The sequence below is a fragment of the Flavobacterium sp. W22_SRS_FP1 genome (assembly GCF_052113685.1).
Taxonomy (GTDB): Bacteria; Bacteroidota; Bacteroidia; order Flavobacteriales; family Flavobacteriaceae; genus Flavobacterium.
Genome location: NZ_JBGQOE010000008.1, coordinates 65,031 through 78,282 on the forward strand (window position 1 = coordinate 65,031; position 13,252 = coordinate 78,282).

The 13,252-nt window shown below is 35.1% G+C and carries 15 protein-coding genes; 3 read left to right on the forward strand and 12 right to left on the reverse strand.

Annotation, left to right across the window (positions count from 1 at the left end):
* The first annotated feature begins 36 nt into the window (after positions 1 to 36).
* The 3 genes from ACEN2H_RS06570 to ACEN2H_RS06580 all read left to right on the forward strand — a co-directional run bounded on the left by ACEN2H_RS06570 (position 37) and on the right by ACEN2H_RS06580 (position 3,647).
* Complete coding sequence (locus tag ACEN2H_RS06570) at positions 37 to 1,374, forward strand: DUF4302 domain-containing protein (RefSeq protein ID WP_441731528.1); 1,338 nt, start codon at positions 37 to 39, stop codon at positions 1,372 to 1,374.
* A 175-nt stretch (positions 1,375 to 1,549) separates the two neighbouring features.
* Positions 1,550 to 3,139 carry a bacillithiol biosynthesis cysteine-adding enzyme BshC gene (gene bshC / locus ACEN2H_RS06575; protein WP_441731529.1) on the forward strand — a complete coding sequence of 530 codons (1,590 nt, stop codon included), beginning with the start codon at positions 1,550 to 1,552 and terminating at the stop codon, positions 3,137 to 3,139.
* A gap of 88 nt (positions 3,140 to 3,227) precedes the next feature.
* Positions 3,228 to 3,647 (forward strand): nucleoside-diphosphate kinase, encoded by a 420-nt coding sequence (locus ACEN2H_RS06580; RefSeq protein ID WP_441731530.1) that lies wholly within the window; start codon positions 3,228 to 3,230, stop codon positions 3,645 to 3,647.
* 142 nt (positions 3,648 to 3,789) lie between these two features.
* Here the strand turns inward: ACEN2H_RS06580 and ACEN2H_RS06585 are convergent, their stop codons facing one another.
* The 12 genes from ACEN2H_RS06585 to ACEN2H_RS06640 form a co-directional block, all read right to left on the reverse strand.
* The gene (locus ACEN2H_RS06585) at positions 3,790 to 4,086 is read right to left on the reverse strand and encodes a DUF721 domain-containing protein (protein ID WP_441731531.1); all 297 of its coding nucleotides are present in this window, start codon (positions 4,084 to 4,086) and stop codon (positions 3,790 to 3,792) included.
* Entirely contained in the window at positions 4,067 to 4,510 is a 444-nt protein-coding gene (locus ACEN2H_RS06590; RefSeq protein ID WP_441731532.1) for a hypothetical protein, read from the reverse strand. The genes ACEN2H_RS06585 and ACEN2H_RS06590 overlap by 20 nt, the downstream gene beginning before the upstream one ends.
* 982 nt (positions 4,511 to 5,492) lie before the next feature.
* Positions 5,493 to 6,446: a signal recognition particle-docking protein FtsY gene (ftsY, locus tag ACEN2H_RS06595; RefSeq protein WP_441731533.1), complete on the reverse strand. Its 954-nt coding sequence runs from the start codon at positions 6,444 to 6,446 to the stop codon at positions 5,493 to 5,495.
* A 126-nt stretch (positions 6,447 to 6,572) separates the two neighbouring features.
* A complete protein-coding gene (locus tag ACEN2H_RS06600) occupies positions 6,573 to 6,725 on the reverse strand; it encodes a DUF4295 domain-containing protein (RefSeq protein ID WP_007138098.1) in 153 nt (50 codons plus the stop codon).
* Positions 6,726 to 6,734: 9 nt separating this feature from the next.
* The gene (rpmG, locus tag ACEN2H_RS06605) at positions 6,735 to 6,917 is read right to left on the reverse strand and encodes a 50S ribosomal protein L33 (protein WP_007138097.1); all 183 of its coding nucleotides are present in this window, start codon (positions 6,915 to 6,917) and stop codon (positions 6,735 to 6,737) included.
* A gap of 28 nt (positions 6,918 to 6,945) precedes the next feature.
* Positions 6,946 to 7,182 carry a 50S ribosomal protein L28 gene (rpmB, locus tag ACEN2H_RS06610; RefSeq protein ID WP_291250705.1) on the reverse strand — a complete coding sequence of 79 codons (237 nt, stop codon included), beginning with the start codon at positions 7,180 to 7,182 and terminating at the stop codon, positions 6,946 to 6,948.
* A gap of 72 nt (positions 7,183 to 7,254) precedes the next feature.
* On the reverse strand, positions 7,255 to 8,508 hold the full coding sequence (locus ACEN2H_RS06615) for a CinA family nicotinamide mononucleotide deamidase-related protein (RefSeq protein ID WP_441731534.1): 1,254 nt from the start codon (positions 8,506 to 8,508) through the stop codon (positions 7,255 to 7,257).
* Between the two features lie 93 nt (positions 8,509 to 8,601).
* Positions 8,602 to 8,946: an Hpt domain-containing protein gene (locus ACEN2H_RS06620; RefSeq protein ID WP_441731535.1), complete on the reverse strand. Its 345-nt coding sequence runs from the start codon at positions 8,944 to 8,946 to the stop codon at positions 8,602 to 8,604.
* A complete protein-coding gene (locus ACEN2H_RS06625) occupies positions 8,946 to 9,557 on the reverse strand; it encodes a fumarylacetoacetate hydrolase family protein (RefSeq protein ID WP_441731536.1) in 612 nt (203 codons plus the stop codon). Before ACEN2H_RS06625 ends, ACEN2H_RS06620 begins: the two co-directional genes overlap by 1 nt.
* Before the next feature lie 92 nt (positions 9,558 to 9,649).
* Positions 9,650 to 10,420, reverse strand: a complete 771-nt coding sequence (locus tag ACEN2H_RS06630) for an exonuclease domain-containing protein (protein ID WP_441731537.1) — start codon at positions 10,418 to 10,420, stop codon at positions 9,650 to 9,652.
* A 185-nt stretch (positions 10,421 to 10,605) separates the two neighbouring features.
* A complete protein-coding gene (locus tag ACEN2H_RS06635) occupies positions 10,606 to 11,916 on the reverse strand; it encodes a dihydrolipoamide acetyltransferase family protein (protein WP_441731538.1) in 1,311 nt (436 codons plus the stop codon).
* Positions 11,917 to 12,000: 84 nt separating this feature from the next.
* Positions 12,001 to 13,164, reverse strand: coding sequence for a glycosyltransferase family 2 protein (locus ACEN2H_RS06640; RefSeq protein ID WP_441731539.1), 1,164 nt, complete (start codon positions 13,162 to 13,164; stop codon positions 12,001 to 12,003).
* Positions 13,165 to 13,252 lie beyond the last annotated feature (88 nt).

Consider the following 13,252-nt stretch of genomic DNA (forward strand, 5'->3'; position numbering starts at 1 on the left):
TTAAAAAATCTATTTATAACCCTATAAATTAATAGTATGAAACTAAAAACTATAATTAACTACCTATTCATTGCCGTTTTAGCAATGCAATTGGTTTCTTGCGACAATAAGGAAACCTTAGAATCCCCATTTAATGCGACTCCTACAGAGCGATTAAATGCGCAACAAAAAGAACTAAACGATGTATTAGAATCATCTGAATTTGGATGGAAAGCTATCTACTTTACCGACACCACGCAACTAGGAGGCTTCACACATGTATTTAAATTTAAAAACGGATCTGTAGATATGGCCTCTGATTATGATAATGATACTTCAGTTAATACTAGTGAGTACAGTATCGACTTAGGGAGTACGGTGAGTCTTGTTTTTACAACAAAAAACAGAATTCACTTATTATCTGATTCAAATAATTCCCCCACAGCAGCACTAAGGGGAAAAGGATATAAAGGCGATTTTCAGTTTTTATATTATGGCCAAGAAAACGGTGAAATTATTTTTAAAACAAATAGAAGTTTTGAAGAACTGCGCTTTATAAAAGCAACTGCAACAGATTGGACTGACTTAGCCAAAAACAGAGCTATGATTCCTAATGTAATTGGCGAACCTGCGAGACCATTATTTCGCCTGTTAGAAACCAATGACGGTTCTAAAGTAAATCAATTTGATTTTTCTTTTAGCGCACCATCTAGATATGCCACTGCTAATTCAATAGAAACTGGCTCCTCTGTGACAAGCAATATGGGTATTGCATATTCCCCTACAGGTATTATCGTAAGCCCCGCAGTAAAAGTGGGTACACAGGGTCTATCCGTATTTACTTATGATGCTGCGACTGGTAACTTCAATGCAACTGGAACTGCTGGAGTAACTGCCTCGATCAAATACACGACAAAACCTCTTGTATTAACGAATGATTACAAGATATTATTAGCTGGAAACCCATCAACAGCTTTTGGTTATATTGCATCCTATTTAAGTACTGCACCTACTAATTCGTTAGTAACTAGAAATTTATTAGAAGAAATAAATGCTACTCTTCCATCTGGTGTAACTATAAGTAGAGTTCAATTCCAATTCAATACTCCGTTTGGAAGCTATATACAATATCTTTTCGCCGGTGGCAAAGCAACTGAATTTCATTTCATAATTACCTCAGAAGACCCCGCTAATAAAACAATGATTCTTACAGATGATGGATGGAATTCAGGTACTGAACCAGCAATACTGAAAAAAATTGATGCTGAATTACTTAATCCGACAGGACTATATGTTAAAAGAGAAAACTTTAGGTTTGGCGGACCACCTAATACGATATACACTTTTACCAGTGCATCAAGTAATTTCAGAATAACAACTTACGCTTTTCAATAAAGTATAGTTAACGACCCTAAAAGGCTACCTCAAAAGGGTAGCCTTTTTTAATTCTAAGACTCCTTAAAAACTTCAGTTTTAATACTTAATTCAAAAATTCACAAAGCTTTCATAAACCTAAAAAGCCTAACTTTGTGTTTTATTACCTTAGCATTAAATTTAGAAATTCTTACTTATGCCAACAGACTGTATCAGCTATAAAAATTCAGGATATTTCTCTCCATTGATGAATGATTACTTAGCCGAAAAAACAAACTTACGATCCTTATATAATAGATTCCCAACACTTGAAAATTTTGAAGGACAAATCCTTGAAAAGCAAGCCAATTATAATGATGCCACCAGAGCTACGCTGGTTTCAGTATTGCAAAAACAATACTCAGACATTGCGACCTCTCATTTGACACAGCAAAACATTACAGTCTTAAAAGCATCCAATACATTTACCGTTACTACCGGACATCAATTGAATTTGTTTAGTGGCCCGTTGTATTTTCTGTACAAAATAATCTCTACCATAAACCTCACCAAGGAACTGAAGGCAAAGTATCCTGCCTACAATTTTGTTCCCATCTATTGGATGGCGACAGAAGACCATGATTTTGCGGAAATCAATTATTTTAATTTCAAAGGAAAAAAATTCAGATGGAACAGGGAAAGCACGGGACCCGTGGGGCGATTATCAACTGAAGGCCTATCGGATTTGTTTGAAATTTACGCACAAGAATTGGGTTCGAGTACCAATGTCAATACTTTGCAAAAATTATTTTCTGAAGCATATCTAGAACACGACAATTTAGCCGATGCCACACGCCATTTAGCCAATGCGCTTTTCGGGGCCCAAGGACTGGTAATACTTGACGCTGACAATCAGGATTTGAAACGCAGTTTTATTCCTTATGCAAAAGAAGAATTACTGAACCAAACATCTAATAAAACGGTGCTTGAAACCACCGAAAAATTAAAAGACTATAATATTCAAGTAAATCCCCGCGAAATCAACTTGTTTTATATCGAAGACCAGTTACGCGAACGCATTGTTCTTGAAAATGGGATATACAAAGTAAACAACAGCAAGATCGAGTTTACCGAAGAAGAAATCCTAAGATTACTAGACAATAATCCAGAAATGTTTAGCCCTAACGTGATTATGCGTCCGTTATTCCAAGAAGTGATTTTACCTAATTTATGCTACATTGGAGGAGGAGGAGAAATTGCATATTGGTTGGAACTAAAATCTTTTTTCGATGCAGTACAAGTTACTTTTCCGATACTTTTAGTACGAAATTCAGTGCTTTTGGCTACAGAAAAACAAGTGAAAAAAGCAGATAAACTAGAATTGACATGGAGTGATTTGTTTGCAAAACAAAACGTTTTAATAAACAATTTAACAAAAAAAGCCTCTCAATTCCCCATTGATTTAACAGCCCAAAAAGAACAATTGCGAAAACAATTTGAAACCCTGTTTGAATTAGCAAGACAAACTGACAAGTCCTTTGTCGGAGCGGTCAAGGCCCAAGAAGTAAAACAAACCAAAGGACTGGAGAATTTGGAGAAGCGCTTGCTTAAAGCACAAAAAAGGAAGTATAGTGACACATTGGAACGTGCAACAGCCTTGCAAAACGAATTGTTTCCTAACAAAAGTTTGCAGGAACGACAAGTTAATTTCTCTGAATTTTATTTAGAAAATGGCGAAAATTTAATTCCCGTTATAATCGAAAAATTGAAACCTTTAGAGCAAAATTTTGATGTCATTACCGTATAATTTCAGTTTCTGCACGATAATATAAAAATCGTAACATAACTAAGCAAAAAAGACTATTTTTGCAGACAAATTAAAAAAATATAACAAAATGGCTACTAATACAACATTTACAATGATTAAACCTGATGCTGTCGCTAATGGACACATCGGAAACATTCTTGCAATGATTACAAATGCAGGTTTTAAAATCGTTTCTTTAAAATTAACTCAACTTACTGTTGCTGACGCTCAAGCATTCTATGCTGTACACGCTGCAAGACCTTTTTACGGAGAATTAGTTGAATTTATGTCAAGAGGACCAATCGTTAGTGCTATTTTAGAAAAAGATAACGCTGTTGAAGACTTCAGAACTTTAATTGGCGCTACTAATCCAGCTGACGCAGCTGATGGAACTATACGTAAAGCATATGCTACTTCTATTGGAGAAAATGCAGTTCACGGTTCTGATAGCGATGAAAACGCAGCTATCGAAGGTTCTTTTCATTTTGCAGGAAGAGAGCAGTTTTAGTACTCAGTGTTCGGTTTTTAGTATTCAAGCTCAGATTGCTGGCAAAAACCTTCCAAAATAAAAAATCCCGTCCTGATTATAAATCGAGACGGGATTTTTATTTAAAAGTTCATATTAGTTGTAAATTAAAAAACTCAGATAATTACCTTAATACAACATTAGTCACCACATCTCGACGCAATTCTTCGTTAATCATTGTCACAATTTTAGATTTTCCATGATTCAATTCCTCTCGCAGTACAGACGAAGTTAACTCTACATACAAAGTACTTCCTTTCAAAACCACATTTTGCGTATAGCTGTTAACACCGTTCCCCATAAGATTTTTCCAAGCGTCTTTTACGTCTATCTGATCCATTCCTGGTTGCAATTTATTAACCTGGATGATTTTTTTGAGAACATCCCCTACCGTACTCTGATTATTTAATCTTTTCGCCATCTCCTGTCAAATTTATTGGTCCTGCTTTTTTATAATGATATTCATTTTTCTCTGTGTTCTTTACCACTAACTTCTTATCCGATAATGCGATCACCTCTTCGGTCCATTTGGCGTAAAGAGTAGAATAATCCAAGAATACCTTCTCTTCTTCAAATCGCACTGTTACATTTTCGTAGGCGTCATTCGTTAAAAAACTACCGTCTAATTGTGGCATCACTTTCTTTCTAATTCCCTTGTTTTCCTTCCCTATTTCAAAGTAATCATAACTCTCATTCATTTTATAATCTTTATCCTTACCCGAGTCGAAAACAACTTTTTCAATTTCCCAATAGCCATTTATCTTAGTAATATCGTTAGGTTCAACTTTTTGTTGACAGCCAATAAAAAACAAAGAGAGCAACAAAATTTTAAAGGTATTTTTCATATAATTATTTTATTTAGGCACTATTTCCTGCTGTATGGTATATCCCAGATAATAAGGCTAAGGTAAAAGAGTCTTGTTTTTCTAAGTCGGGATATTCATCTTCCATCAGGTCTATAAAATTTAGGAACTAATCGATTTTTTTATCAGTACAAAGTTAACCTTAAAAAAAGGCAAACTAAGAAAAAAAGCAAAAGTCATTAAACAATTTTACACATTTTTTATCTTACTAAAAACAAGTAATGCGATGGTGTCGAAAACAATCTATAATTTACTTATCCTTATTTTATATGTAAATACTATCTCAGAGTCTTCAGAAAATCCTCCTTTTACATCACCCGCAGAGAACACCTACTTTCCCTCACTTATGAGTGTTCAAAATGGAAAACAAAATCAATAAGAAGTTTCAAATGACAACAAGTACCAAAGCCTGCTTGCAATTTTAATGGACAATGAATGAAAATGGAAAAGTAATACAATCTTAACTAAAAACTATTTTGAGGCTAGTACAAACGAAGCGTAAATTATAAATTTAGGTTAAAGTTACCTTTAGTTGATAAATGACCAAAATATTTACCATTTACCACAATCATAATTACAGTTCTCTGGAAATCCCATACCTTTTGCAGCTGCAGATACGATTGTGGCTTTAAACAAAAATGAACAAAAGACATACGTAATACTCCGTAAGAACTTGGCTGTCATTAGAATGTATAATTTCGTAGACCATTCCAATTTGGCACAATCTAATTTTTATGATGCCTTATGGCAAAAAATTAATCCGTTATACCAATAAAAACTATTGCTGTTTTGTTTTTTTAATAAGGCCTAAAACAAAAAAACCTAATCCTACCACTAATAAAACATAATAGGCAACGATGTTTATGTCTCTAATAAGGTTTGCTATAACAAAGCAAAACACACTTATTAAGTAAAGGTAAATAGTCTTTAAATTTTTAATTGAAGAAAAATTCATTGTGTGTTTTTATTTGAAAAAGCTATCTACAAACTCAAATTTATTAAAGACCTGCAAGTCCTCGATTCCTTCTCCAACACCAATATACTTTACTGGTATTTTAAATTGATCCGAAATTCCAATGACAACACCACCTTTTGCGGTTCCGTCTAATTTGGTTACGGCGAGTGAAGTTACCTCAGTTGCGGCAGTGAACTGTTTGGCTTGCTCAAAAGCATTTTGCCCAGTTGAACCATCAAGAACCAATAAGACGTCATGAGGAGCATCAGCTACGACTTTTTGCATAACACGTTTCACTTTTGTCAATTCGTTCATCAGATTAACTTTGTTGTGTAAGCGTCCTGCGGTATCTATAATTACAATATCAGCATCTTGCGCAACTGCAGATTGCAAGGTGTCAAAAGCTACTGAAGCAGGATCACTTCCCATATTTTGTCTTACAATAGGAACTCCCACTCTATCTGCCCAAATTTGTAATTGATCAATTGCGGCAGCACGAAACGTATCTCCTGCACCTAGAACTACATTATAGCCCTGTTTTTTGAATTGATATGCTAGCTTACCGATAGTTGTTGTTTTACCTACACCATTTACCCCTACAACCATTACAACATAAGGCTTGGTTTGGCTTGGAATAATAAATTCAGTAGCTTCGCCTGTATTTGTTTCAGAAAGTAAGGCTGCTATTTCTTCTTGTAGAATTTTATTGAGCTCTTCAATACCAAGATATTTATCAGAAGCGACACGGTTTTCTATTCGGGTAATTATTTTTAAGGTCGTATCAACGCCTACGTCCGAGGAAACAAGTATTTCCTCTAAATTATCCAAGACATCATCATCAACTTTAGACTTTCCAGCTACTACTTTGCTTAGCTTCGAAAAGAAAGTACTTTTTGATTTTTCAAGACCTTTGTCTAATGTCTCTTTTTTTTCTGACGAAAATATTCTTTTAAAAAAACTCATTGTATTAACCGTATTAAGAATAAAGCATTGGACACAATGAACTAACACTTAGTTCTACGGGTAAAGATATAAAATAAAAAGCTACTTCCGAATGAAAGTAGCTCTTCTATATAATGCTTTAATTGATTATTTCTTTTTCAAGAATTCTTCAACTGCTTCAGGAGCCATAATAGATTCTACGAATGTATATGCACCAGTTTTTGGAGATTTCACCATTTTGATGGCTTTTGATAATCTCTTAGAAGATGTTTGTAAGGTTGCTACTGTTTTCTTTGCCATGACTAATTATTATTTAATTTCTTTATGAAGAGTTACACGCTTCAAGACTGGATTAAATTTTTTAATCTCTAATCTGTCTGGAGTATTCTTTTTGTTCTTCGTTGTTATGTATCTTGAAGTTCCCGCAACACCTGATGTTTTGTGTTCAGTACATTCTAAAATTACCTGGATTCTATTACCTTTCTTTGCCATCTTGCTATTTTTTTATTTTGGAAAAAGATTATTTTATAAATCCTTGTGACTGTGCTTTTTTCAAAACCGCAGCAATTCCATTTTTGTTAATTGTTTTTACCGTAGATGCAGCTACTCTAAGAGTAATCCATCTATCTTCTTCTGGAAGATAAAAACGCTTTTTCACTAAGTTCACAGAAAACTTTCTCTTAGTTTTATTCATAGCGTGAGAAACGTTATTTCCTACCATCGCTCTTTTACCTGTAAGGTCACAAACTCTTGACATTATGCTTATCTTTTATCGTTATTCAAAATCAGGGTGCAAAGAAAAGAAAAATAAACCTATAAACCAACAAATTTACAGCACTTTTTTAAAAAATTCTTCCTTTAACATCTCTAAACTTTTAATCACTGTTCTATCTATCACTTTTTCACGTGGTTGGCCAAAATTATATTCTTTAACAATCACTTCACTCGGAGTAGCAATTGCAATAAAAACAGTTCCGATTTCGGCATTTTGATCCCCTTTTGACGGTCCTGCATTTCCGGTCGTCGCAATTGCATAATCCGTTTTCATAAGAGCCTGAACACCCAAAGCCATGGCTGAAGCCACCTCAGCACTTACTACAGAAAACTCCTTAAGCAAGCTCTCTGAGATTCCTAAAACATCCTTTTTAGCATCTGTGGCATAGGACACGACGCTGCCTTTAAAATAATCTGAAGCGCCTGCAAAAGAGGTTAGACTTGCCGCTATTTTACCTCCCGTACAACTTTCGGCAGTAGATAAGGTTTTATGCTCCTTTTTAAACATTTCACCCACTAAAAACTCAATCGTTTCTTCTTCTTCATAACCAACAATAATATCGTTGATAATAGCATCTAAAGAAATCACATAGTCTTTTAATGCTATTTCCAATAATTCCTTGTTTGTACCCCTAGCAGAAATGCGCAAACGAACTTTTCCAGGACTCGGCAAATATGCCAGTTTTAAAAAATTGGGAAGACTATTTTCCCAATCTTCAATTCGCTCTGAAACCAGGCTTTCGCCTTGTCCATAAGTAAGAATGGTTTTATGGATAATATAGGGGCGTTTGTATTCTTTTACGACCTTAGGAATAATTTCGTTTTCGACCAAATATTTCATTTCATACGGCACTCCTGGTAACGAAATAAAAACCGTGTTTTCTTTTTTCATCCACATTCCAGGTGCTGTACCCACCTGATTGTGGAGCACCGTACATTTAGAAGGAACAAGAGCTTGATCCTTATTAATCTGTGTAATGGGACGTTTATAGAAACCTTCTATTATTTCCGTTACATGAGCCAAAACTTTTTGATCAACAACCAATTCATCCTCAAAATAATCACAGAATGTCTTTTTAGTAACATCATCTTTTGTAGGACCCAAGCCACCCGTGACAATCACTAAATCTACCTCGTTTTGAAGTTTTTCAAAAGTATCAATAATATGTTTTTTGTCGTCACTTATAGAAATCATTTCACTAATTTCGATTCCAATCCTATCCAAGGATTTGGCTATAAAAGCAGAATTAGTATCTACTATCTGCCCTATTAGAATTTCATCACCAATGGTAATTATAGTTGCTTTCATTATTGATATGATTTTAGGATTTAGCGTATAAACAAAATCAACATTCATGAAAAATGAATGTTGATAGATAGTAATTACAAAATATAAATAAATTTAAAGATCAAAGTCTTTCTTAATTTCTTTTACAGCATCATTAATTTGATTCTTAATACTTTTAAAAGTATCTTCAATATCTTTCTTTTTCCCCTCGGTTTTTGTCCAAGCTTCTAGTTGAAGAATTTCTGCAAAAGCGACATTTAATCCTAAAAGATCTAGGGTCGGTTTTATTTTATGAGCATAAGCGTAAGCATGCTTATGATCTTTCTTCTTTATTCCTTCTTTGATTTGAGCTAAATCCTCAGGAACTTCGGTTACGAACAATGTCAGAATTTCATTTACAAATTCTGAGTCGTTATCTGAAAGTGCGTACACTTTTGAGAGGTTATAATTTAAAGCCATTATTTTACTTGTATTCTAAATAGTTTGTGTCCTTCTAAAAATCCTTCTAAAACATCATCTGGCTGCACCGCAGCTACTCCTGAAGGTGTTCCTGTAAAAATAACATCCCCTATTTTTAATGTAAAATATTGAGATACATGCGAAATAAGCTCATCAATATTCCATAGCATCAAACTGGAATCCCCTATCTGTACTGACTTGTTATTATTAGTTAATTCAAAAGTAATGTTTTCTAAGGAACTAAATTGCTCTTTCGGCAAAAAATCGCCTATCACTGCTGAGCCATCAAAAGCTTTTGCTTTCTCCCAAGGTAGACCTTTTGCTTTAAGCTTGGCTTGCAAATCACGAGCGGTAAAGTCTATCCCTACGCTTATTTCGTCATAATATTTATGAGCAAACTTAGGGTCAATATACTTCCCAACCTTACTTATTTTGACTATAATCTCAATTTCATGATGGACGTCCTCGGTAAACTCCGGAATCACAAACGGATGCTGTTTTAACAAAATTGCCGAATCCGGCTTCATAAAAACTACTGGCTCCGCTGGGCGCTCATTTTGCAATTCTTCAATGTGGTCAACATAATTTCGACCGATGCAGATGATTTTCATAACTCTATATTCTATTTTAACAAGTGATCAAGTCGCTATTTTTTTTTTAGAAATCAGCTAAACTGAACACTAAAAATCCGCCCATTGAACATTTACTTCGTATTTAATTTTCTAAGTTTGATTGCAGTCAACACTTTCTTAGTATATAGAGGGAAATCAGCATTTTGAATCCAGCTGAAATAACCCGGTTCCTTTTCTAAAATAGTGTCTACTTTGACCCCTTTGTGTTTTCCAAAAGAGAATATTTCATTTCCTTCCTTATCAAAGGAAATCATTCCTGCAAAATCGGCAATCTTCTTTCTGGTCGAAAATTCCGATAATGACTTCATGTCGTTTTCCAAATCAGGGTATCGCGCTAATTGAGCTTTTAATATTTCGTAAGTCGCCATGGTATCAGCTTCCGCCGAATGGGCATTTTCTAAATTTTGTCCACAATAAAACTTAAGGGCAGCACCTAATGTTCGCTCTTCTTTTTTGTGAAAAATTGTCTGAACATCAACCGAAACGGAGTTTTTCATGTCAAAATCCACTCCAGCACGTAGCAATTCCTCAGCCAATAAAGGGATATCAAAACGATCCGAATTAAATCCGCCCAAATCACAATCTTTAATCATGTTATGCACTTGGGTCGCCAATTCATTAAAAGTTGGCTCGTTAGCTACTTTTTCATCTGTGATTCCATGAACCGCCGTCGTTTGGGCAGGGATTGGAATCGTAGGGTTTACTAGCCAGGTTTTACTTTCCTTATTTCCGTTTGGAAATACTTTGAATATTGATATTTCTACAATTCTGTCTTTTCCTATGTCAATTCCTGTGGTTTCAAGATCGAAAAAGCAGATTGGTTTATTGAGTTTGAGTTCCATTTTTTATTTTTGAGTCAGCACAAATATATAAATTTGAGTTTAAATTTGTCCGCCTATTGCCATTTAAAGTTTCTTAAAACTATAAAATAAGTCATCGTTTAAAGATTGTGGACTAAAAGATTCTAAAAAAGAAAACCCAACAAATTTTTAAATCTGTTGGGTTTTTATAAGCCTTTATTTAGTTTTTAAATGTCTCTGTTCACATCAAATGCCTCCAGATATTCAGCAACACGTTTCACGAATCCTCCTCCAAGCGCTCCATCTACGACACGATGATCGTAACTGTGCGAAAGGAACATTTTTTGACGAATTCCTATGAAATCCCCTTCTGGTGTTTCTATAACTGCTGGCACTTTTCTAATCGCTCCAAGAGCTAAAATACCTACCTGTGGCTGATTCAGAATCGGAGTGCCAAAAACACTTCCGAAAGTACCCACATTAGTCACGGTATAGGTACCACCTTGTGTGTCATCTGGTCTCAGTTTCCCCGCTTTTGCGCGACCTCCTAAGTCGTTTACCGCTTTGGCCATACCCACCAAGTTCAATTGATCCGCATTTTTGATTACTGGCACAATCAAATTACCATTTGGTAAAGAGGCTGCCATTCCTAAATTGATATTTTTCTTCTTGATGATAAAATCGCCATCAACAGAAATATTCAATCCTGGAAAATCCTTTAATGATTTTGCAACTGCTTCCATGAAGATTGGGGTGTAAGTCAACTTTTCTCCTTCTCTTTTCTCGAAAATCAATTTATTTTTTTCTCTCCATTTTACAATATTCGTTACATCTACTTCGATAAAAGATTGCACGTGAGCCGAAGTTTGTACTGAAGCGACCATATATCCTGCAATCAATTTGCGCATTCTGTCCATTTCAATAATCTCGTCACCGCCACTTACGGAAACCGGAGCCGCTTTTTGCGCAACTGGAACCTGAGCTTCAACTACTTTTGGAGCTTCAACCGATTTTGCAGGAACTTCTGCGGTTTGATCGCCTCTATTTTTTATGTATTCTAAGATATCATTTTTAGTAACTCTTGCGTCCTTTCCTGTCCCGTTAATCATCTCTAATTCGGATATGGAAATACCTTCTGCCGTAGCGATATTTTTGACCAAAGGAGAAAAGAATTTGTCAGAATCAGAGAAATCTGCCGGTGTGGCAACGCTTTCTTTAGCTGCATCAACAGTTTTTGTTACCGCAGCAACCACTTCTGGAGCAACCGCTTCTTCCACAAATGGGACAGCATCTCCATCTTCAGTCTCTATTATTGCAATTGTTTGACCAACCTGAACTAAGTCATCTTTTCCAAATAATTGTTCAACCAAAACACCTGAAACTTCACTAGGCACTTCACTGTCTACTTTATCAGTTGCAATTTCGAGTACCGCTTCATCAGCTTCAATTTTGTCTCCAACCACTTTCAACCAATTTGTGATGGTTGCTTCAGCGACACTTTCTCCCATTTTTGGAAGTTTTAATTCAAATCTTGCCATATTGTTAACCTAAAAGGTGGTTTTTGTTATCAGTTTGCGAAATTACTAAATTTTTTAAATATAAATTACATTTACTGTAATTTATCATTCAATTATTACTACTACCCCTCTTTCATTGGAATTATCACTTCCGATTAAAAAATTAGTTTTTCTGGGTAAAATTTTAAATGTTAAACCTTTGCTTTTAAACGATTCCATAAAATGAATACACTCTTTAAACGAAACAAAATGGTTGTCTAAAAGAATTTCGACAGTCGGCCTATCTTTAATTACAGACGAAATTACCATTTTTTCCGTGTTCAAATCGTGAAAGCCAACTTTTTTTTGAAAAATTGAAGTCATTTTTGTCGCTAATTCCAGATTAGAAGAGTAGAACAGAAATGATTGAGGTGCTTTCTTTGATTTAGGCTTAGCTTGTAGCATTTTTATCAATGAAAATAACACAATTCCTGTTTTCATCACTATCGAAAAAACTGCAGAAACCCTGAAATGCTTTTTATAGAAAAAATTCATGGCCTCCTGAAAGCGTTTCATATAAATTCCGTCTCTTAGCGTGCTTTCCCCCTTATAATGTAATACTGTCGTCTGGTTAAGGTAATAATTTGATTTCCCCTTCTTCAACATTCTGTAAGACAAATCAATATCATCCGAATACATGAAACAGTTCTCGTCAAAGCCTTCTAATTCAAGATAAAGTTGACGTTTCATGAACATAAAAGCCCCTACGAGGATATCTACTTCTCCCGTTTCATCTGCTTGAAGATGTTGGGCATAATACCTCCCAAACAATTCAAATTTCGGCCTGATTTTATAAAGACCTATCATTTTTGTAAAAGCAACGAAAGGAGTTGGCGTACCTCTTTTACTTTCAGGCAGGAAACTCCCTGTTCCATCAATTAGCTTTACCCCAACTATTCCAAGATCTTTTTTGCTTTCGGCGAAAGCCAAAACTTTAGTAAAAGTATCTTCTGCGACGACGGTATCAGGATTAAGGATACAAATATACTTTCCTTGGGCTTGATCTACGCCGATGTTATTCCCTTTTGGGAAACCAAGATTCTCTTTATTTTGTATCAGTTTGACCTCCGGAAAACGCAGCTGCATCATCGCGCAGCTATCATCAGAAGAATTATTGTCAACTACAATAATTTCGCCATCTATACTTTCTAAGGCGCTCTGAACACTTAAAACACAGAGTTCTAAAAAATAGCGGACATTATAGTTGAGAATAACTACTGATAATTGCATATGGCAAATATATATTTTAAGACACGAAAACACAAAGGTTCTGCGCTTCAAAATTGGCAATTAAAATCCATGTACCTCAAGTAGCCCC